The sequence below is a fragment of the Xenorhabdus khoisanae genome (genome assembly GCF_001037465.1).
Lineage (GTDB): Bacteria > Pseudomonadota > Gammaproteobacteria > Enterobacterales > Enterobacteriaceae > Xenorhabdus > Xenorhabdus khoisanae.
Map to the genome: position 1 here is coordinate 17,895 of NZ_LFCV01000054.1, position 20,898 is coordinate 38,792.

At 46.8% G+C, this 20,898-nt stretch carries 19 protein-coding genes; 18 read left to right on the plus strand and 1 reads right to left on the minus strand.

The annotated features are described in order from the left end of the window. The first annotated feature begins 60 nt into the window (after positions 1-60). The 17 genes from cra (at position 61) to lpxC (ending at position 19,558) form a co-directional block, all read left to right on the plus strand. Positions 61-1,068, plus strand: coding sequence for a catabolite repressor/activator (gene cra / locus AB204_RS09115; RefSeq protein WP_047963069.1), 1,008 nt, complete (start codon positions 61-63; stop codon positions 1,066-1,068). A gap of 647 nt (positions 1,069-1,715) precedes the next feature. Beyond that, complete coding sequence (gene mraZ / locus AB204_RS09120; RefSeq protein WP_047963070.1) at positions 1,716-2,174, plus strand: division/cell wall cluster transcriptional repressor MraZ; 459 nt, start codon at positions 1,716-1,718, stop codon at positions 2,172-2,174. A gap of 2 nt (positions 2,175-2,176) precedes the next feature. Beyond that, complete coding sequence (gene rsmH, locus AB204_RS09125; protein WP_047963071.1) at positions 2,177-3,121, plus strand: 16S rRNA (cytosine(1402)-N(4))-methyltransferase RsmH; 945 nt, start codon at positions 2,177-2,179, stop codon at positions 3,119-3,121. Next, positions 3,118-3,438 carry a cell division protein FtsL gene (ftsL, locus tag AB204_RS09130; RefSeq protein ID WP_084728554.1) on the plus strand — a complete coding sequence of 107 codons (321 nt, stop codon included), beginning with the start codon at positions 3,118-3,120 and terminating at the stop codon, positions 3,436-3,438. Before rsmH ends, ftsL begins: the two co-directional genes overlap by 4 nt. Positions 3,439-3,465: 27 nt before the next feature. Continuing rightward, entirely contained in the window at positions 3,466-5,223 is a 1,758-nt protein-coding gene (locus AB204_RS09135) for a peptidoglycan glycosyltransferase FtsI (protein WP_047963073.1), read from the plus strand. A gap of 11 nt (positions 5,224-5,234) precedes the next feature. Next, the gene (murE, locus tag AB204_RS09140; RefSeq protein ID WP_047963074.1) at positions 5,235-6,722 is read left to right on the plus strand and encodes a UDP-N-acetylmuramoyl-L-alanyl-D-glutamate--2,6-diaminopimelate ligase; all 1,488 of its coding nucleotides are present in this window, start codon (positions 5,235-5,237) and stop codon (positions 6,720-6,722) included. Further along, entirely contained in the window at positions 6,719-8,101 is a 1,383-nt protein-coding gene (gene murF, locus AB204_RS09145) for a UDP-N-acetylmuramoyl-tripeptide--D-alanyl-D-alanine ligase (protein ID WP_047963075.1), read from the plus strand. Before murE ends, murF begins: the two co-directional genes overlap by 4 nt. After that, positions 8,095-9,177, plus strand: coding sequence for a phospho-N-acetylmuramoyl-pentapeptide-transferase (gene mraY, locus AB204_RS09150; RefSeq protein WP_047963076.1), 1,083 nt, complete (start codon positions 8,095-8,097; stop codon positions 9,175-9,177). The genes murF and mraY overlap by 7 nt, the downstream gene beginning before the upstream one ends. Positions 9,178-9,194: 17 nt before the next feature. After that, a complete protein-coding gene (gene murD / locus AB204_RS09155; RefSeq protein WP_047963098.1) occupies positions 9,195-10,505 on the plus strand; it encodes a UDP-N-acetylmuramoyl-L-alanine--D-glutamate ligase in 1,311 nt (436 codons plus the stop codon). Beyond that, positions 10,505-11,698, plus strand: coding sequence for a cell division protein FtsW (ftsW, locus tag AB204_RS09160; RefSeq protein WP_047963077.1), 1,194 nt, complete (start codon positions 10,505-10,507; stop codon positions 11,696-11,698). The genes murD and ftsW overlap by 1 nt, the downstream gene beginning before the upstream one ends. Continuing rightward, positions 11,695-12,780, plus strand: coding sequence for an undecaprenyldiphospho-muramoylpentapeptide beta-N-acetylglucosaminyltransferase (gene murG / locus AB204_RS09165; protein WP_047963078.1), 1,086 nt, complete (start codon positions 11,695-11,697; stop codon positions 12,778-12,780). The genes ftsW and murG overlap by 4 nt, the downstream gene beginning before the upstream one ends. 36 nt (positions 12,781-12,816) lie before the next feature. After that, a complete protein-coding gene (gene murC, locus AB204_RS09170; protein WP_047963079.1) occupies positions 12,817-14,292 on the plus strand; it encodes a UDP-N-acetylmuramate--L-alanine ligase in 1,476 nt (491 codons plus the stop codon). Beyond that, complete coding sequence (locus AB204_RS09175) at positions 14,285-15,205, plus strand: D-alanine--D-alanine ligase (protein WP_047963080.1); 921 nt, start codon at positions 14,285-14,287, stop codon at positions 15,203-15,205. Before murC ends, AB204_RS09175 begins: the two co-directional genes overlap by 8 nt. A gap of 1 nt (position 15,206) precedes the next feature. Next, complete coding sequence (gene ftsQ, locus AB204_RS09180) at positions 15,207-16,022, plus strand: cell division protein FtsQ (RefSeq protein ID WP_047963081.1); 816 nt, start codon at positions 15,207-15,209, stop codon at positions 16,020-16,022. A gap of 32 nt (positions 16,023-16,054) precedes the next feature. Next, on the plus strand, positions 16,055-17,311 hold the full coding sequence (ftsA, locus tag AB204_RS09185) for a cell division protein FtsA (RefSeq protein WP_047963082.1): 1,257 nt from the start codon (positions 16,055-16,057) through the stop codon (positions 17,309-17,311). Positions 17,312-17,377: 66 nt separating this feature from the next. Continuing rightward, positions 17,378-18,541, plus strand: a complete 1,164-nt coding sequence (gene ftsZ, locus AB204_RS09190) for a cell division protein FtsZ (RefSeq protein ID WP_047963083.1) — start codon at positions 17,378-17,380, stop codon at positions 18,539-18,541. Positions 18,542-18,640: 99 nt separating this feature from the next. Beyond that, positions 18,641-19,558: a UDP-3-O-acyl-N-acetylglucosamine deacetylase gene (lpxC, locus tag AB204_RS09195; RefSeq protein ID WP_047963084.1), complete on the plus strand. Its 918-nt coding sequence runs from the start codon at positions 18,641-18,643 to the stop codon at positions 19,556-19,558. 119 nt (positions 19,559-19,677) lie between these two features. Here the strand turns inward: lpxC and AB204_RS09200 are convergent, their stop codons facing one another. After that, a complete protein-coding gene (locus AB204_RS09200) occupies positions 19,678-20,214 on the minus strand; it encodes a DUF721 domain-containing protein (RefSeq protein WP_047963085.1) in 537 nt (178 codons plus the stop codon). 37 nt (positions 20,215-20,251) lie between these two features. On the opposite strand from AB204_RS09200, the gene secM reads away from it, so the two are divergent. Continuing rightward, positions 20,252-20,806, plus strand: coding sequence for a secA translation cis-regulator SecM (gene secM, locus AB204_RS09205; RefSeq protein ID WP_047963086.1), 555 nt, complete (start codon positions 20,252-20,254; stop codon positions 20,804-20,806). The last annotated feature ends 92 nt before the right edge of the window (positions 20,807-20,898 follow it).

Sequence of the window (20,898 nt, forward strand, 5' to 3'; positions counted from 1 at the left end):
GATATTCATTGAGCCCTATTGTAAAGTAGGGCTTTTTCATCATATTACTGAGGGGTTAATGTGAAACTGGATGAGATCGCCCGCTTAGCAGGTGTTTCACGTACTACGGCCAGTTATGTTATCAATGGTAAAGCCAAGCAGTATCGGGTTAGTGATAAAACAGTAGAAAAAGTGATGGCAGTGGTCAGAGAACACAATTACCATCCTAATGCTGTTGCTGCTGGCTTACGAGCCGGGCGTACCCGTTCAATTGGTTTAGTCATACCCGATTTGGAAAATACGAGTTACACCCGTATTGCCAATTATCTTGAACGTCAGGCACGACAACGTGGATACCAGCTATTGATCGCATGTTCTGAAGATCAGCCTGATAATGAGATGCGTTGTGTTGAGCATCTTTTGCAACGTCAAGTTGATGCTATCATTGTTTCCACGGCTTTGCCTCCTGAACACCCTTTTTACCAGCGTTGGGCAAATCGCTCACTGCCGATCATTGCCCTTGACCGTGCGCTGGATAGTGAACATTTTATCAGTGTTGTTGGTGATGACCTTGAAGACGCCAAAATGTTGGCGCAGGAATTACGCCAATTCCCGGCAGAATCTGTTCTTTATTTAGGGGCATTGCCTGAATTATCGGTAAGTTTCTTGCGTGAACAAGGGTTCCGTGAAGCGTGGGAGAATGACCCACGGGAAGTGAACTATCTGTATGCAAATAGCTATGAGCGTGAGGCTGCGGCTGAAGTATTTGCTTCATGGTTAGAAACAAACCCGGTCCCTCAGGCTCTGTATACCACTTCGTTTGCCTTACTTCAGGGCGTTATGGATACCATTCTCAAACGGAGCGGTCGTCTACCGGATCAGTTAGTGATTGCGACATTTGGTGATCATGAGTTGCTCGATTTCCTTGAATGCCCTGTTTTGTCTGTGGCACAGCGTCATCGCGATGTCGCTGAATGTGCTCTGGGGCTGGTATTAGCGAGTTTAGATGAAAAACAGCGACCCGTTCCCGGAATAACCCGAATGCGTCGTCATTTATGCCGTCGCGGTAAGCTGAGTCGAAAAGCCTAATTGAGTACCCTCATTGAAAGTGAGGGTACAGTTTGCCCCACAAAAATCATCAAAATACACTTTTTTCATAATTTTAAGACTATTCTGACTAAAACTCCTCTAAACATAATTTTATGACAACTAAAAACGATAACATGTTATTTAAAATGTTCGAGTGAATAATTCGCCACTTAAGCCATATAATTTATATGGTTTATTTTTGTCCTGTAATGGTTTTTTTTATTTGGTTGATATTTAATTGTTTTTACTTCTTTAGGAAATATTGAATTTCATAAAGTTATTATTTTTTATACTACAATAACTTAAATATATTTTTATTATTGATAGGTTTTCATTGATTAACAATCAGGCAACAATGAGAGGCGAGTTGCATAAATTAATTTAAGTGGTAAGTATTTGCTCTAAACCTCACGCCAAAACAAACTCTCTACAGCTTTATTAATTTATTCAAAATTATCATAGTGTTATCTATTATTAATATAGCCAAATCTAAAAAATCCTGCTTTTTCTCTTCCAAATCTTTCTGTAAATCTAGCTAAAGCGCACGGGCTCTGGCTTGACAAGGTTTTCATACCATCCGTAAACTCTTAATTGTGGTGATTTGTGGGATAATGTGGAGATTTGGGCCATCAAGGGGTAACCTGAGTATGTTTCGTGGAGCAACACTGGTTAATCTCGATAGTAAAGGGCGGCTCACTGTACCAGCCCGATATAGGGAAACGCTGAATGAGGAATCAACAGGTCAAATGGTTTGTACCATTGATCTCCATCAGCCGTGCCTGTTGCTTTATACATTACCCGAATGGGAAATCATCGAAGAAAAGTTATCTCGCTTATCCAGCATGAATCCAGCCGAACGTCGCGTTCAACGTTTGTTATTGGGACACGCCAGTGAATGTCAAATGGACAATGCAGGGCGTCTTTTATTAGCTAATACACTGCGTCAGCATGCAGGGCTAACAAAAGAGGTCATGCTGGTTGGGCAATTTAATAAATTTGAATTGTGGGACGAGCAAGTTTGGTATCAGCAAGTGCAGAATGACATTGCGGCTGAACAGTCTACACAAGAACCTTTATCAGCAAGGCTACAGGATTTATCACTATAAACATGGCAAACAGTCATTTAAAACATACCAGTGTATTACTGGACGAAGCTGTCAATGGATTGAATATTCAAGAAGATGGAATTTATATAGATGGAACATTTGGGCGTGGAGGGCATTCACGCCTGATTTTGTCAAAGCTAGGGCCTAATGGGCGTTTAATGGCGATTGATCGTGATCCACAAGCCATTGAAGCGTCAAAGGCGATTACTGACACGCGTTTTTCTATCACTCATGGGCCGTTTTCTGAATTGGCGACCTATGTAGAAGAAGCGGGTCTGGTTGGGAAAATTGATGGCGTATTGCTGGACTTAGGGGTTTCATCCCCACAGTTGGATGATCCTGAACGCGGTTTTTCATTTATGCGTGACGGGCCACTGGATATGCGGATGGACCCTACGCGGGGGCAGTCTGCTGCACAATGGTTGATGAAAGCAGAGGCAGATGACATCGCATGGGTACTGAAAACATTTGGTGAAGAGCGCTTTGCCAGACGTATCGCAAAAGCCATTGTGGCACGCAATCAGGAACAACCGATGACGCGTACCCGAGAGCTGGCAGAACTCATTGCTCAGGCAAGCCCAGTGAAGGAAAGGCATAAACATCCGGCAACACGCAGCTTTCAGGCTATCAGGATTTACATTAACAGTGAACTGGAAGAGATAGAACGTGCATTGGATGGTGCATTGCGCGTTCTTGCACCACAGGGGCGATTATCTGTCATCAGTTTCCACTCGTTGGAAGATCGCATAGTGAAAAGCTTTATCCGGCAACACAGCCAGGGGCCACAGGTTCCAGCAGGTTTACCTCTCACAGAAGTGCAACTAAAAGCGTTGGGAGGACGGAGTCTGAAATCCATTGGCAAAATGAAGCCTTCAGAGGATGAAGTGGCCACAAACCCAAGAGCGCGAAGCTCGGTTTTGCGATTTGCTGAAAAGGTGAGTGAATAATGGCAGGTGAGCGTCATGGATTAGTCGGGGTTATTGGCGGGGATATGATCCGCAATGCCAAAATCCCACTGATTTTGCTGGTGGCGGTTGTGATTTCAGCCATCAGTGTTGTGACGGTCACCCATCAAACCCGCTTATTGACTGCGGAGAAAGAGCGCCAAGTGATCCAGCTTGATGCTCAGGATATTGAATGGCGTAACCTGCTCCTTGAAGAGAATGCTCTGGGTGATCACAGCCGGGTTGAACGGATTGCAACTGAAAAATTGCAGATGCAACACGTTGATCCAAGTAAAGAAAACATTGTGATAATTCAATGAGTCCAGTTGACAACTAAAAGGTAGGCGATGAAAGCTGCACGCTCTTTAAAGTTGAAAAAGCAAGAAGATAAAGCAAGTTTTGTAAGCTGGCGTTTTGCCTTGCTGTGCGGAGGCATTGGGTTCGCTTTAATCGGGCTTTTGATTCGTGTTGCCTATTTGCAGATAATCAATCCTGACCGTTTGGTAAAAGAAGGTGATTCGCGCTCCCTGCGCGTCCAAGCTGTCCCGACCGCCCGTGGTATGATAAATGATCGTAACGGGCGTCCTCTTGCTGTTAGTGTGCCTGTTGATGCTGTTTGGGCCGATCCCAAAGAAGTATTTGAAAAAGGCGGTATCACGGATGATACCCGCTGGAAGGCTTTGGCTGATGCACTATCCATTCCGATAGAGCAACTAACCGGCAAAATCAATGAGTATCCCAATGGGCGCTTTGTTTACCTTGCCCGCCAAGTAAATACCTCCATCGGTGATTATGTCGAGAAGTTGAAATTACCGGGCATCTATTTGCGTCAGGAGTCCCGTCGTTATTATCCGGCGGGGCAGGTGACCGCACACATTATTGGCGTGACCAATATTGATGGTACGGGAATTGAAGGCGTTGAGAAAAGCTTTGATAGTTGGCTGACAGGTATGCCGGGAAGTCGGACTGTGCGTAAAGATCGCACAGGCCGTGTCATTGAGGATGTCGCTTCTACGGATAGCCGGGCTGCCCATGATCTGATGCTTAGCATCGATGAGCGTCTTCAGACCTTGGTGTATCGGGAACTGACTAAAGCCGTCTCACTGAACAAAGCTGAATCCGGTACGGCTGTACTGGTCGATGTGAATACGGGTGAAGTATTGGCGATGGCCAATAGCCCGTCTTACAACCCGAATAATTTGGCTGGAACGCCGAAAGATGCGATGCGTAACCGTGCCATCACCGATATTTTTGAGCCTGGCTCCACGGTGAAGCCGCTGGTGGTGATGAGTGCACTGAATAGTGGCATTGTCAAAGAAAATACGGTGTTAGATACCAGACCATACCGATTAACGTATGGTTCGCGTGGTCATGAAATCAGAGACGTGGCACCACGCTCTGAGTTAACTATCACTGGGATCTTACAGAAGTCGAGTAACGTTGGTGTTTCCAAGCTGGCGTTAGCGATGCCTGCCTCAGAGGTGGTAAATGTTTACTCACGTTTTGGGATGGGAAAACCGACCAATTTGGGGTTGGTCGGAGAAAGTAGTGGCTTATTTCCAACCAATAAACAACGGTGGTCAGATCTTGATAGGGCCACCTTTTCTTTCGGCTACGGGCTAATGGTAACGCCGTTACAGTTAGCGCGTGTCTATGCAACGATAGGCAGCTTGGGCATTTATCGCCCCCTGTCAATTACCAAAGTTGATCCCCCTGTACCGGGCACGCGGGTATTTCCTGAGCACATTATGCGAACAGTCGTGCACATGATGGAGAGCGTTGCATTACCAGGCGGCGGCGGTGTACGGGCAGCAATAAAAGGTTATCGTATTGCGATTAAAACGGGTACGGCAAGAAAAGTCGGGCCGGATGGCAAGTACCTCAATGATAAGCATATTTCTTATACCGCTGGGGTTGCACCTGTGAATAATCCACGGTTTTCATTGGTTGTGATCATCAATGATCCACAGGCAGGTAAATACTATGGTGGTGCGGTTGCAGCGCCTATCTTCGGCGCCATCATGAGTGGTGTTCTGCGTACGATGAACGTTGAGCCAGATGCATTACCTGTGGGTGATAAAAACGAATTTATGATTAATAAATAAAGAGGATTAAAGTGGCAGATCGTAATTTACGCGATTTATTGGCTCCATGGGGTGTTGATACACCGGAGCTTCCGCTGCGTGAAATGACATTGGACAGCCGTAAAGTGGCTGCCGGAGATCTGTTTGTTGCAATTCAAGGGCATCAAACAGATGGTCGAAAGTATATTCCTCAAGCCATCGCTCAAGGCGTTGCTGCGGTGATTGCAGAAGCGAAGGGAAAAGCGGATAACGGCACGATACAGACGGTGCACGGTGTACCGGTTATTTATTTGGATGATTTGAATAATAAATTGTCAAAACTGGCTGGTGAATTTTACCGACATCCCGGTAATAAGTTGACATTGGTCGGTGTTACCGGAACCAATGGAAAAACGACAACAACACAATTGCTGGCACAATGGAGCCAAGGGCTGGGAGAAACCAGTGCGGTGATGGGGACGGTAGGAAATGGTTTGTTGGGCATGGTTGTGCCCAGCGAAAACACTACGGGTTCTGCCGTTGATATTCAGCTTGATTTACAGCAACTTATTAATCAGAAAGCCACTTTTGCTGCAATGGAAGTTTCTTCACATGGGTTGATTCAGGGAAGAGTGGCGGCGTTGCCATTTCAGGCAGCCGTTTTTACTAATTTAAGCCGCGATCACCTTGATTACCATGGTGATATGGAGAATTACGAAGATGCCAAATGGATGCTGTTCGGCAGCCATGATGTGAAACACAAAATCATCAATGCAGATGATGATGTGGGACAGAAATGGTTGTCTCGCTTACCAGATGCGGTCGCTATTACGATGGAAAGCCGCTTGCCGGAAAATTGGCAGGGGCGCTGGTTATCGGCCAATGCAGTCCATTATCACGACAAAGGCGCTTCTATTGCATTTACTTCAAGTTGGGGAAATGGAACGCTCAACAGTCCTCTAATGGGCGCATTCAATGTCAGTAACTTACTCTTGGCGCTCGCGACCTTGCTGTCATTGGAATATCCGTTGGAAAAATTGCTGGCAGCAGCGTCTTGTTTGGAACCTGTTTGTGGGCGTATGGAAGTCTTTTCCGCAGCGGGCCGCCCTACCGTTGTTGTCGATTATGCCCATACACCAGATGCCTTGGAAAAAGCACTGTCGGCAGCTCGTCTGCATTGTAAGGGGCAACTCTGGTGTGTCTTTGGTTGTGGTGGTGATCGCGATAAAGGCAAACGTCCTCTGATGGGCGGTGTTGCAGAGCAGGGGGCTGATCGCGTGGTTGTGACGGATGACAATCCTCGCAGTGAAGAACCACAGGCTATTGTGGCAGATATTCTGGACGGATTTATCGATCCGGGTCGGGCAATGGCGATTCATGGTCGTGTTGAAGCTGTCACCAGCGCCATTATGCAAGCGGTTGAAGACGATGTTGTTCTTGTGGCAGGTAAAGGCCACGAAGATTATCAATTGGTCGGCAATCGTCGTTTGGATTATTCAGATCGCCTGACCGTTGCTCGTTTGTTGGGGGTAATCGCATGATCCCACTGACACTCCGGCAATTGGCACAAATAACAGGTGGAATGCTATATCAGGTTACTGAACAGCAGGCAGCCGATATCAAGATTCATGCTGTGGAAACCGATAGCCGCAAAATTGTGCGCGGTGGTTTGTTCATTGCCTTAAAAGGCGAAAAATTTGACGCTCATGATTTCGTTGCTGATGTAGCTCCACTCGGCGTAGGAGCTTTGCTGGTCAATCGTCGCTTTGATATTGATTGCCCTCAGGTAATTGTCGAAGACACGCGCTTGGCGATGGGCAAACTCGCGGGCTGGGTTCGTCAACAAAGCAAAGCGCGGATCGTAGCCTTGACGGGTTCGTCGGGCAAAACATCTGTCAAGGAAATGACCGCGGCGATCTTGCGACAATGTGGAAATACCCTTTATACGGCGGGTAACTTCAATAATGACATTGGTGTGCCATTGACTTTATTCAGGCTTACCGATGAACACCAATTTGCCGTGATTGAACTGGGTGCTAACCATACCGGCGAAATTGCCTATACCACTGAGATGACGCGTCCTGAAAGTGCTCTGGTGAATAATCTGTTTTCTGCTCATCTGGAAGGATTTGGTTCTTTGGAAGGGATTGCAAAGGCAAAAGGTGAAATCTTTGAAGGACTTGCTCCAACCGGAACGGCGATTATCAATCTGGATAGCCATGATTGGGAAAACTGGCAGTACAGTATTAGTGAGCATCAGACAGTGTGGCGTTTCTCTGCTTCATCAACGGCAGGGGCTGACTTTTACGCAACGGATATTTCTGAACAACCACTGGCAACACATTTTTGCCTTCATACTCCAATCGGCAAGATTGAACTGACATTGCCATTGCCGGGTAAACACAATATTGCCAATGCACTGGCAGCCAGTGCGCTTGCCATTTCTGTTGGCGCATCTCTGGAAGATATTTGTGTCGGGTTATCAGGATTAAAAGCAGTTTCAGGTCGTTTATTCCCCATTCATCTTACAGAGGGGAAAGTAGTGTTGGATGACACCTATAACGCTAATCCCGGCTCAATGATTGCAGCAGCGAATGTGTTATCTCAGATGCCTGATTATCGGGTCATGGTTGTCGGTGATATGGGAGAACTGGGAGAACAGGCGGTTCAGTGCCACTGTGAAGTGGGAGAAGCCATAGCATCTTCAAATATAAATAAAGTATTCAGTGTAGGGGTTCTTAGTACCCATATTAGTGACGCGAGTGGTCGAGGGCAGCATTTCGCGAACAAGGCTGATTTAGTTGCAGCGCTGCTTTCTTTACTGGAACAACACGAAATGATTTCCATATTAATTAAAGGTTCACGCAGTGCCGCAATGGAAGAGGTAGTGAACTCACTGAAGGAGAACTTCCAATGTTAGTTTGGCTGGCCGAATATTTAGTTAAATATCACTCAGGTTTTAACGTCTTTTCTTATCTGACGTTCAGAGCCATTGTTGGCTTGCTGACAGCATTATTCATTGCGTTATGGATGGGGCCAACCCTGATTGCTTATCTGCAAAAGCTACAGATTGGTCAGGTAGTGCGTAATGATGGCCCGGAATCCCACTTCAGTAAACGCGGGACACCAACGATGGGCGGTTTGCTGATTTTGTTCTCCATCACTCTCTCTGTTTTGTTGTGGGCGCGTTTGGATAACCCTTATGTCTGGTGTGTACTGGTTGTGTTACTGGGCTATGGCATTGTTGGGTTTGTAGACGACTATCGCAAAGTGGTTCGCAAAGATACCAAAGGGTTAATTGCCCGTTGGAAATATTTCTGGCAATCCGTTTTAGCTTTGGGTGTGGCGTTTGCCATGTACAGCATCGGCAAAGATACGCCAGCAACACAGTTGGTAGTGCCATTCTTCAAAGAAGTGATGCCACAACTGGGATTGCTTTACATTTTGTTGAGTTATTTCGTGATAGTAGGCACCAGTAATGCGGTGAATCTGACTGATGGGCTGGATGGTCTGGCTATCATGCCAACGGTGTTGGTTGCAGCAGGTTTCGCTTTGGTGGCATGGGCAACGGGTAACGTGAACTTTGCCAACTATCTGCATATACCTTACTTAAGTCACGCGGGTGAATTGGTGATTGTCTGTACCGCGATAGTAGGAGCCGGGTTGGGCTTCTTGTGGTTCAACACCTACCCAGCGCAAGTGTTCATGGGAGATGTGGGTTCACTGGCTTTGGGTGGTGCGTTAGGCACTATTGCGGTATTGCTGCGCCAGGAGTTCCTGTTGGTCATCATGGGGGGCGTATTTGTGGTGGAAACGCTCTCTGTCATTTTGCAGGTTGGATCATTCAAGCTGCGTGGACAGCGCATTTTCCGCATGGCACCGATTCACCATCATTATGAATTGAAAGGCTGGCCAGAGCCGCGCGTTATCGTGCGTTTCTGGATTATTTCCCTGATGTTAGTGCTGATTGGTCTGGCAACCCTTAAGGTACGTTAATCATGGCTAAGTTATTCATGACTGAATACAGGGGTAAAAAAGTCGTCATTGTCGGGTTAGGGCTGACAGGTCTTTCCTGTGTTGACTTTTTTATCACACGGGGTGTGACTCCGCGTGTAATGGATACCCGTATCGTACCACCGGGCAGCGATAAGCTGCCTGATGATGTTGAATGCCACACTGGCAGTTTAAATAAACAATGGCTGCTTGATGCTGACTTGATCGTTGCCAGTCCGGGAATTGCGCTGGCAACGCCTGAATTGCAGGCAGCGGCTGATGCTGGCGTTGAAATTGTTGGAGACATTGAGCTGTTTTGCCGTGAAGCTATGGCACCGATTGTTGCCATTACGGGCTCAAACGGAAAAAGCACAGTGACTACTCTGGTCGGAGAGATGGCAAAAGAAGCCGGATGGCAGATTGGGGTAGGGGGAAACATTGGTATCCCTGCTCTGGAATTACTGAAAAAGCCTTGTCAGTTGTATGTATTGGAGCTTTCCAGCTTCCAGCTTGAAACGACTTACAGCCTGAAAGCCGCCGCTGCGACTGTGCTGAATGTCACCGAAGACCATATGGTGCGCTATCCAAAAGGGTTGTCACAGTATCGAGCGGCGAAATTGCAAATTTACGATCAGGCAAAAGTCTGTGTAGTGAATGAACAAGATGTTTTGACGTTACCAGAAGCAGGCAAAGATAGCCGTTGTACCAGCTTTGGTGTGGACTGCGGGGATTATCAACTTGACAGCGAACAGCAACAATTGGTGGTCAAGCAGTCCCCTGTGTTGTCAACCCGTGAAATGCAGTTGGCTGGGCAACATAACTACACGAATGGGCTGGCAGCATTGGCTTTGGCGGATGCTGTCGGTATTCCTCGTGCGGCGAGCCTTCAGGCATTGCGGACTTACTCTGGGTTGGAGCATCGCTTTCAGGTGATTCATATGAGAAATGGCGTTCGCTGGGTAAATGATTCTAAAGCAACCAATGTTGGCAGTACCCAAGCGGCACTCAATGGGCTGAACCTGGAAGGTACGCTTTATCTTTTATTGGGCGGCGATGGAAAAGCGGCAGACTTTACTCCGCTGAAACCCTATATCTCAGGGAATAATATTCGTCTTTACTGTTTTGGTCGTGATGGGGATCAACTGGCGCAATTGCGTCCTGAAATCTCAATACTGACAGAAACGATGGAACAGGCGATGAGAGAAATTGCATCTAAGTTAGTTGTTGGCGATATGGTTTTACTGTCGCCAGCTTGCGCGAGTTTCGATCAGTTCAATGGTTTTGAACATCGTGGTCATGAATTTGCCCGTTTGGCAGAGGAGTTAGGCTGATGACCATTCCAGGCCTTGGTAAATTTAAAAATTGGTTGGCGGGAAATGTGGAAGCAGATACCACAGATATCGTCATGTATGATCGTACCCTGGTCTGGATGATATTGGGGCTGGCTGTTATCGGCTTTATTATGGTGACATCAGCCTCAATGCCAGTTGGTCAGCGTCTCGCTAAAGATCCTTTTATCTTCGCGCAACGTGATGCGATTTATTTGTTACTGTGCTTTGCCTTATCTCTGGTCACGCTGCGCATTCCGATGGATTTCTGGCTGCGTTACAGCAATGTCATGTTGTTGTGCACAATTATGATGTTGGTTGTGGTGCTGTTTGTCGGTAGCTCGGTCAATGGTGCGTCACGCTGGGTGGCGATTGGCCCGCTGCGTATTCAACCTGCCGAATTGTCGAAATTATCGCTCTTTTGCTACCTCTCCAGTTATCTGGTCAGAAAGGTTGAGGAAGTCAGAAACAATTTCTGGGGGTTCTGCAAGCCAATGGGTGTCATGGTTGCATTGGCGATTTTGCTGTTGGCACAGCCGGATTTAGGCACAGTGATTGTGTTGTTTGTTACAACATTGGCACTGCTGTTTCTGGCAGGGGCAAAATTATGGCAGTTCCTTGCCATCATTGGCTGTGGAATATTTGCCGTATGCGTACTGATTGTTGCTGAACCTTATCGTATGCGCAGGGTGACTTCTTTTCTGAACCCGTGGGATGATCCGTTCGGTAGTGGTTATCAGTTAACTCAGTCACTAATGGCATTTGGTCGTGGAAGTTTCTTCGGGCAAGGGCTGGGAAATTCAGTCCAAAAATTGGAATACCTGCCAGAAGCCCATACTGACTTTATTTTCTCCATTCTGGCCGAAGAATTAGGTTATTTCGGTGTGGTTTTAGTGTTGGCAATGGTATTCTTCGTCGCTTTCCGCGCAATGATGATTGGTCGCAGGGCATTGCAGCTTAATCAACGGTTTTCAGGCTTTTTGGCTTGCGCAATCGGCGTATGGTTCAGCTTTCAGGCATTCATCAACGTTGGCGCAGCGGCGGGTATGCTGCCAACGAAAGGATTAACATTACCTCTGGTGAGTTACGGTGGTTCGAGTCTGATTGTGATGTCGACAGCCATTGTCTTGTTATTGCGAATTGATTATGAAGTGCGCCTGACAAAAGCACAGGCGTTCGTAAGGAGCCCCAAATGAGTGGCAAAAACCGGCGTTTAATGGTGATGGCAGGTGGTACAGGCGGTCATGTGTTTCCGGGACTGGCTGTTGCCCACCATTTAAAAGAGCAAGGGTGGGATATTCGCTGGTTGGGAACGGCTGATCGTATGGAAGCTGATTTGGTTCCAAAGCATGGAATTGATATCGAGTTTATTCAAATTTCAGGATTGCGGGGCAAGGGAATCAAAGCACTACTGGCGGCCCCCATTAGAATTTTTAAAGCGATTCGGCAGGCAAAAGCGATTATGCGTCGTTACCAGCCGGACGTTGTACTGGGGATGGGAGGCTATGTCTCTGGCCCTGGTGGAATAGCCGCATGGTTATGTGGCATTCCCGTTGTTCTGCATGAACAAAATGGTATCGCAGGGTTGACTAATCGTTGGTTGGCTAAAATTGCCAAAACGGTTTTACAGGCATTTCCGGGAGCATTTCCTAAAGCGCCGGTTGTTGGCAACCCTGTACGGGAAGATGTACTGGCATTGCCCCTGCCTGCACAGCGTTTGGTTGGGCGTGAAGGCCCTGTCCGGGTGCTGATTGTTGGTGGTAGCCAGGGAGCAAGAATTCTGAACCAGACTATGCCAGAAGTCGCCGCTCGCTTGGGCGATAAAGTCACATTATGGCATCAGGCGGGTAAGGGCGCTCAGGAAGAAACCCAGAAAAAATATGAAAATTTGGTCAAGTCTGAATTCAAAGTGACTGAATTTATTGATGATATGGCACAGGCTTATGCATGGGCAGATGTTGTGGTGTGTCGTTCTGGTGCATTGACGGTCAGTGAAATCTCTGCTGCGGGCTTACCTGCCATTTTTGTTCCATTCCAGCATAAAGATCGCCAGCAATATTGGAATGCCTTGCCATTGGAGAAAGTAGGGGCTGCAAAGATACTCGAACAGCCTGAGTTTACGGTCGATGCGGTGGCAGAATTGTTAACTCAGTGGCAACGCCCTCAATTACTGGAAATGGCAGAAAAAGCGCGCTCAGTGGCTATCATTAACGCAACCGAGCGGGTGTCAGCAGCGTTGATCGATGCTGTTGAAAATCATTCAGGCCGTTCTAAATAGAACGGTGAAGTAAACATAACGAGTGAAGATTAAAACGTGAATACACAACAATTGGCGAAATTAAGAACTTCAGTGCCTGAAATGAGAAAAGTCAGGCATATCCACTTTGTCGGCATAGGTGGTGCTGGCATGGGTGGTATCGCCGAGGTGTTGGCTAATGAAGGTTATCAGATAAGTGGTTCTGATCTGGCGCCCAATCCTGTCACACAACAACTGATTGCACTGGGCGTAACTATTTATTTTAATCACCGCCCGGAAAACGTGCGGGATGCCAGCGTAGTGGTTGCATCCACAGCTATTCCTGCGGATAACCCAGAAATTATTGCGGCTCGTGAAGCGCGCATTCCAGTGATTCGCCGTGCAGAAATGTTGGCAGAGCTTATGCGTTACCGTCATGGCATTGCCATTGCAGGAACGCATGGAAAAACGACTACAACAGCCATGATTGCCGGTATTTATGCGCAAGCGGGTCTCGATCCAACCTTTGTTAATGGTGGGCTAGTGAAGGCCGCAGGCACACATGCCCGTTTAGGTAGCAGTCGTTACCTGATTGCGGAAGCTGATGAAAGTGATGCGTCATTTTTACACTTGCAACCCATGATGGCAGTGGTCACCAATATTGAAGCAGACCATATGGATACCTATCAGGGAGACTTCGAAAATCTGAAACAGACGTTCGTTAATTTCCTGCATAACCTGCCGTTTTATGGTCGGGCTGTGATGTGCATTGATGATCCTGTTGTGAAAGAACTCATTCCCCGGATTGGGCGTTATATCACAACCTACGGTTTTAGCGAGGAAGCGGACGTTCGTATTACTCACTATGAGCAGAAGGGAGCACAGGGATTCTTCACTATTAGCCGGCATGATTTGCCAGAACTGCATGTGGTGTTAAATGCACCGGGGCGTCACAACGCGTTGAATGCGACGGCTGCTGTGGCTGTAGCGACAGAAGAGGGCATCAATGATGCTGCTATTTTGGCGTCACTGGCAGAATTTCAGGGAACCGGACGTCGATTTGATTTCCTGGGTGAGTTTTCCCTCAGGCATATCAATGGGAAAGACGGCAGTGTGATGTTGGTAGATGATTATGGTCATCATCCAACTGAAGTTGACGCTACGATTAAAGCTGCACGGGCTGGTTGGACGGATAAACGTATAGTGATGGTATTCCAGCCGCACCGTTATTCAAGAACGCGTGATTTATATGATGATTTTGCCAATGTTCTGAATCAGGTAGATGTTTTATTGATGCTGGATGTATATGCAGCAGGTGAAACCCCTATTCCTGGAGCGGATAGCCGTTCGTTATGCCGTACTATCCGTAGCCGTGGAAAATTGGATCCGATTTTCGTGTCAGAGCCTGAGCAAATTTCAGTCATGCTGTCACAAGTAATAGAAAACAACGACTTAGTATTGGTACAGGGTGCCGGTAATATCGGTAAAATAGCGCGCAATCTGGCTGAAACAAAATTACAGCCATCTTTTAATGAGGGAGAACATCATGGTTGATAAAGTCGCCGTTCTGTTAGGTGGAACATCCGCTGAACGTGAGGTATCACTGCTGTCAGGACAAGCTGTTGTGGCAGGGCTGAAAGAAGCCGGTATTGACGCTCACTCAGTTGATACAAAAGACTTTGATGTGACTAAACTCAAGGAAGAAGGATTCAGTAAAGTTTTTATCGCGCTACATGGTCGTGGCGGTGAAGATGGCACTCTGCAAGGTTTGTTGGAATTTTTACAACTTCCTTATACCGGTAGTGGTGTTATGGCCTCAGCCTTGTCAATGGACAAATTGCGCACAAAACATCTATGGCAAGGAGCAAAACTGCCGGTTTCTCCTTATGTCGCAATTAATGTTCAAAAATTTGAACAAGTTAATGATTTTCAACTCAAAGAGTATGTTCAAGAATTAGGCTTGCCATTAATGATTAAACCCAATCTGGAAGGTTCCAGTGTAGGGATGACTAAAGTGAATGACTATTCCGAATTGCGCGGCGCATTGGAATTGGCATTCCAGTACGACACTAATGTGTTGGTTGAGAAATGGTTATTTGGGCCTGAATATACCGTGGGTTTTTTGGGGAATGAGGCGCTTCCTTCAATCCGTATCCAAGCTCCGGATGTGTTTTATGACTACGATGCGAAATATATTTCCAACGAAACACAATACTTCTGCCCAAGCGGTTTAAGTGCGGAAAAAGAACAGGAACTGATAGAGATCGCATCAAGGGCTTACAAGGCGCTGGGATGTAGTGGTTGGGGACGAGTCGATATTATGGACGATGGCAATGGTAACTTTTACCTGTTGGAAGTGAATACTTCCCCGGGCATGACCAGCCATAGCCTGGTGCCCATTGCTGCGCGTCAGGCAGGACTCAATTTTTCTCAACTCGTAGCGAGAATTTTGGAATTGGCTGATTGATATGTCACAGGCAGCCCGGAATTTCCGGGAGCGGGAGAGTGAAGCTCAGGGAGCTCGTCCCAGTAATGGTTATTATCTGGTAGGGATTATTTTCTTCCTAATGGTGATTGGTATCATCACATGGGGAGGCTGGATGACCTTGGACTGGATGAAGGATTCGAACAGATTACCGCTCTCAAAACTGGTGTTGACTGGTGAACGCCATTACACCACGAATGATGATGTCAGACAGGCTATTTTGTCTTTGGGGGCACCCAAGACATTTATGACTCAGGATGTCAACGTCATTCAAGAAAAGATTGAACAACTGCTATGGATTCGGCAGGTCACTGTACGTAAACAATGGCCTGATGAACTGAAAATACATCTGGTAGAATACGTTCCTTATGCGCGCTGGAATGACACCCAAATGCTGGATGCAGAAGGCCGGGTATTCAGCTTGCCAATGGAACGCAGTGCAAACGGGCAATACCCGATGCTACAGGGACCAGAAGGCAGAGAAAAAGACGTATTGGATGAATATCGAATAATGGCGGCCTTGCTTGAAGGACATAAAATCAAATTGAGCACGGTGATCATGACAGCGCGTAACTCCTGGCAGTTGATATTGGATAACGGTATCCGATTGGAGTTAGGAAATCGAGATAAAATGGAGCGAATGAAACGTTTTGTTGAACTTTATCCTGTGTTGCTGAAAAACACGGGAAAGCGCGTGGATTATGTTGACTTACGTTATGACAGCGGTGCTGCGGTAGGTTGGGCTCCTATATTAACCGATACGCCGGTTTCAATGAACGGGCAAGAAAACAAACAGTGACTGGTAATAATACAGAAACAGGCAGAATAACGATGATCAAATCAACGGACAGAAAATTGGTAGTTGGCCTTGAAATCGGGACAGCAAAGGTATCTGCCCTGGTTGGTGAAATTCTGCCCGATGGTATGGTTAATATTATCGGAGTAGGAAGTTGCCCATCTCGCGGCATGGATAAAGGCGGTGTCAACGATCTTGAGTCGGTCGTTAAATGCGTACAGCGAGCCATTGATCAGGCTGAACTTATGGCAGATTGCCAAATCTCTTCAGTCTATCTGGCGCTTTCCGGCAAGCATATCAGTTGCCAGAACGAAATTGGCATGGTGCCGATTTCAGATGAAGAAGTTACACAGGATGATGTGGACAGCGTTGTCCATACGGCCAAATCGGTTCGTGTTCGTGATGAACACCGTATTTTGCATGTGATCCCACAGGAATATGCGATTGACTATCAGGAAGGGATCAAAAATCCAGTCGGGCTGTCCGGTGTGCGTATGCAGGCAAAAGTCCACTTGATTACCTGCCATAACGACATGGCGAAGAATATCGTAAAAGCTGTTGAACGTTGTGGTCTGAAAGTTGACCAGCTTATTTTTGCCGGACTGGCAGCAAGTTATGCTGTGCTAACGGAAGATGAGCGTGAATTGGGCGTATGTGTCGTTGATATTGGCGGCGGCACGATGGATATCGCTGTATACACTGGCGGTGCGTTGCGTCATACCAAGGTTATTCCTTACGCAGGCAATGTGGTGACCAGTGATATCGCCTATGCGTTTGGTACTCCTCCAAGTGATGCGGAAACCATCAAGGTTCGCCATGGCTGCGCACTGGGCTCAATAGTCAGCAAGGATGAGAGTGTAGAAGTCCCGAGCGTGGGAGGTCGTCCTCCTCGCAGTTTGCAGCGTCAGACATTGGCTGAGGTGATAGAGCCTCGTTATACCGAACTGCTGAATTTAGTAAACGATGAAATTTTGCGATTGCAGGATCAATTGCGTCAGCAGGGAGTAAAACACCACTTGGCAGCGGGGATTGTCCTGACAGGCGGAGGCGCCCAGATTGATGGTCTTGCCGATTGTGCCCAGCGGGTATTCCATACCCAAGTGCGCATTGGTCGTCCCCTGAACATCACCGGGTTGACAGATTATGTGCAGGAGCCTTGCTACTCAACAGCAGTTGGGCTTCTGCATTATGGCAAAGAATCTCACCTTGGGGGAGACTCTGATGCCGATAAAAGAACGTCAGTGAGCGGCTGGTTTAAGAAAGTCAGTCACTGGCTGAGAAAAGAATTTTGATTTTTTATACAGAGGCTACGACAATGTCGCCGGCCTTGATATAAAGGCACAAAACGGAGAGAAATTATGTTTGAACCACTGGAATTAACCAACGACGCGGTGATTAAAGTCATCGGCGTCGGCGGCGGCGGCGGTAATGCTGTAGAGCACATGGTGCGTGAGCGTATTGAAGGTGTAGACTTCTTTGCGATTAACACCGATGCTCAGGCGCTGCGTAAGACGGCTGTTGGTCAGACTATCCAGATTGGCAACGGCATTACAAAAGGATTGGGTGCTGGCGCAAACCCTGAAGTTGGCCGTACTGCTGCGGAAGAAGATCGCGAATCACTGCGTACCGCACTGGAAGGTGCTGATATGGTATTCATCGCCGCAGGCATGGGTGGTGGTACAGGAACCGGTGCAGCCCCTGTTGTGGCCGAAATTGCCAAAGAACTCGGCATTCTGACTGTAGCTGTTGTCACTAAGCCATTTAATTTTGAAGGCAAAAAACGTATGGCCTTCGCGGAACAAGGGATCACTGAACTGTCCAAACATGTGGATTCATTGATTACCATTCCAAATGATAAGTTACTGAAAGTTCTGGGTCGCGGTATTTCCCTATTGGATGCATTCGGTGCAGCCAATGACGTTCTGAAAGGAGCGGTACAGGGTATTGCCGAGCTGATTACCCGCCCGGGATTGATGAACGTTGACTTCGCTGACGTTCGTACCGTGATGTCTGAAATGGGTTACGCCATGATGGGATCTGGTATTGCACAAGGTGAAGATCGAGCGGAAGAGGCAGCAGAAATGGCTATCTCCAGCCCATTGCTGGAAGATATTGATCTTTCTGGTGCACGCGGCGTTCTGGTTAACATTACAGCGGGCTTCGACCTGCGACTGGATGAATTTGAAACGGTGGGTAACACAATCCGTGCATTTGCTTCTGATAATGCAACGGTAGTTATCGGTACGTCACTGGATCCAGATATGAACGATGAGTTGCGCGTTACTGTCGTGGCTACCGGCATTGGGATGGATAAACGTCCGGAAATTACGCTGGTGACCAACAACAAAGCGCCTCAGGCAAACACGATGGATCGCCGTTACCAGCAGATGCCTGGTGGCATTCCTTCATTGTCTGATGAGAACAAAACAGCAGCCAAAGTCGTTAATGACCAGAGTACGCATACGAGCAAGGAACCTGATTATCTGGACATTCCTGCATTTTTACGCAAGCAGGCTGATTGATTGCTAAAAAATTGGTTTCTCCGCTTTTTGTGCTAAACTATCCTGCCAATCATGCTTTATAGTGATTGGCAGGATAAGTAATATTGCGAGATATAAACGATGATCAAACAAAGGACATTAAAACGTATTGTTCAAGCGACCGGCGTCGGTTTGCACACTGGCAAAAAAGTCACGCTGACAATGCGTCCAGCACCGGCTAATACCGGGGTCATCTATCGTCGTACTGACCTGAATCCTCCGGTAGATTTTCCGGCAGATGCCAAATCTGTACGTGATACCATGCTCTGCACTTGTCTGGTGAATGAGCATAATGTACGGATTTCAACCGTTGAGCATTTGAATGCAGCGTTGGCAGGGCTGGGTATCGATAACATTGTTGTTGAAGTCGATGCGCCAGAAATCCCGATTATGGATGGTAGCGCTAGCCCGTTCGTTTTCCTGCTATTGGATGCGGGTATTGAAGAACTGAATGTAGCGAAAAAATTCGTGCGCATGAAAGAGAGCGTTCGTGTGGAAGAGGGTGATAAATGGGCTGAATTATCGCCTTATCACGGTTTTAGTCTCGATTTTACCATTGACTTTAACCACCCCGCGATTGATTCCGGCTCGCAGCGTTATGCTCTGGATTTCTCAGCAGATTCATTTGTTCGCCAGATCAGTCGTGCACGTACTTTCGGGTTCATGCGCGATATTGAGTATCTGCAATCTAAAGGATTGTGCCTTGGCGGCAGCTTCGATTGTGCGATTGTAGTAGATGATTATCGCGTACTCAATGAAGATGGTTTGCGCTTCGAAGATGAATTCGTACGCCATAAAATGCTGGATGCGATCGGCGATCTGTTTATGTGTGGCTACAACATCATTGGCGCCTTTACTGCGTTCAAATCAGGCCATGCATTGAACAACAAGCTGCTGCAAACAGTCTTGGCACAGGAAAGCGCTTGGGAGTTTGTCACATTTGAAGATGAAGCTGAAATGCCACTGGCTTTCCGTGCTCCATCCTTGGTGTTGGCGTAATGGCTAACGTGTGTATTGCTAGCATATGTATTGGTAAAGAGTGTTGAGAACATTCCGATGATGCACCAGTGGGTTATGTTATCTATTACGCTCCTTTCGCTGATGTTTTTTATTCAGCGTTAGCGCTTCTTCTTGGCTGTACTGGTACCCTCTCCGGCCAGCGCAGCCAATCGTTCCAATCTTCTTTTCAATTTCTCAGGGCTATGTTCAGCCAACATCATTAATGTTTTTGCGCTTTCATGAGTGAGCTGGCGCTTTGGTAATTCCTTATTATCATTATTGAATGCCTTTGTTGATGATCCTGAAAGACTTTGAGCATTATTATCACACTTAACCATTAATGATGGATTAATCCTGATGTCGATTGAGGATAAAGATGGTAGAATTTCGCTCCTTAGAGTAGATAGCAAAACGGGGATTTCATAACGAAGCCGAGTCATCCAACTGGCATTTCCTGCTTCCAGTACCAGAATTTGTTTGCGATAATTGGCGACCCTGCACCATGGGTGTAATTGAGCAGGAAGCAAACTGAGAACGGCACGGTTGAGTTTCAATAATGCGATGGCATGTCTTTGAATAACTTGAAGTGGGCTTTTCCCGACAGTCGCCGCGTCTTCAAATAGCGTATCTAGTGATTGTGGGCGGCTATCTCGCATAATAAAGGCAGTTCCAGTATTTATTAATGAAGGGTTAATGAGTATTTTAAATCTTTGGCGACAATTTGGTAGGCGTTATTTTTGGTCTCACCTTTTACTGGGCATGGTTGCTACAGGAATTGGTGTTCCTAGTGTTTTTACCGGAGTGACAGAAAGTCTTTCCCATACAAACACTTCCTCTACCCAAGGAAACCAAAATCAAGCCTTTTCCTCGTTTGAGCATTTGTTCCAATTACATTTATTTCAACTAAAAAGTGCTCAGCGTCAACCCTCGAATTATTTAAATTACTGGCAGCAACACGCTGTTCGTAATGTCATCCGTCAACTTTCTTTTGCTTTTTCGATTACGGAACCGGTCAGGTACGAAACAGCAAAAGAAAGTACTCGGATTTCTTCTCCTTCCATGCAGCAACTTATGCTGGATACGTTGCATGCCATGCTGACTCAGGCACCAATGCCATTTGATGAGTCTATCTCAGATGTTGTAATGGCGAAAATTGTGCATCCTGATACCTATACTCCAGCACTCTGGGTAGCCAAAACTCAGGGTATCAGAGCAGGGCCGATATCCAATCCATTATCTTTGCTTTAATGTTTCTGTCTTGTTTTTCTTTTAATTAAGACAGTTTTTAGGAAATGATTGATTGGTTACAGAAGAAGTAGCCTTATCTGAGATGTACTAAT

Bases quoted from the DNA above. Each gene is read 5' to 3' on its own strand.
- mraY (WP_047963076.1), top strand. From the start codon at position 8,095: ATGTTAGTTTGGCTGGCCGAATATTTAGTTAAATATCACTCAGGTTTT.
- ftsW (WP_047963077.1), top strand. From the start codon at position 10,505: ATGACCATTCCAGGCCTTGGTAAATTTAAAAATTGGTTGGCGGGAAAT.
- ftsZ (WP_047963083.1), top strand. From the start codon at position 17,378: ATGTTTGAACCACTGGAATTAACCAACGACGCGGTGATTAAAGTCATC.
- lpxC (WP_047963084.1), top strand. From the start codon at position 18,641: ATGATCAAACAAAGGACATTAAAACGTATTGTTCAAGCGACCGGCGTC.
- ftsQ (WP_047963081.1), top strand. From the start codon at position 15,207: ATGTCACAGGCAGCCCGGAATTTCCGGGAGCGGGAGAGTGAAGCTCAG.
- secM (WP_047963086.1), top strand. From the start codon at position 20,252: ATGAGTATTTTAAATCTTTGGCGACAATTTGGTAGGCGTTATTTTTGG.
- AB204_RS09200 (WP_047963085.1), bottom strand. From the start codon at position 20,214: ATGCGAGATAGCCGCCCACAATCACTAGATACGCTATTTGAAGACGCG.
- murF (WP_047963075.1), top strand. From the start codon at position 6,719: ATGATCCCACTGACACTCCGGCAATTGGCACAAATAACAGGTGGAATG.
- mraZ (WP_047963070.1), top strand. From the start codon at position 1,716: ATGTTTCGTGGAGCAACACTGGTTAATCTCGATAGTAAAGGGCGGCTC.
- murD (WP_047963098.1), top strand. From the start codon at position 9,195: ATGACTGAATACAGGGGTAAAAAAGTCGTCATTGTCGGGTTAGGGCTG.
- AB204_RS09135 (WP_047963073.1), top strand. From the start codon at position 3,466: ATGAAAGCTGCACGCTCTTTAAAGTTGAAAAAGCAAGAAGATAAAGCA.
- AB204_RS09175 (WP_047963080.1), top strand. From the start codon at position 14,285: ATGGTTGATAAAGTCGCCGTTCTGTTAGGTGGAACATCCGCTGAACGT.
- murG (WP_047963078.1), top strand. From the start codon at position 11,695: ATGAGTGGCAAAAACCGGCGTTTAATGGTGATGGCAGGTGGTACAGGC.
- rsmH (WP_047963071.1), top strand. From the start codon at position 2,177: ATGGCAAACAGTCATTTAAAACATACCAGTGTATTACTGGACGAAGCT.
- ftsA (WP_047963082.1), top strand. From the start codon at position 16,055: ATGATCAAATCAACGGACAGAAAATTGGTAGTTGGCCTTGAAATCGGG.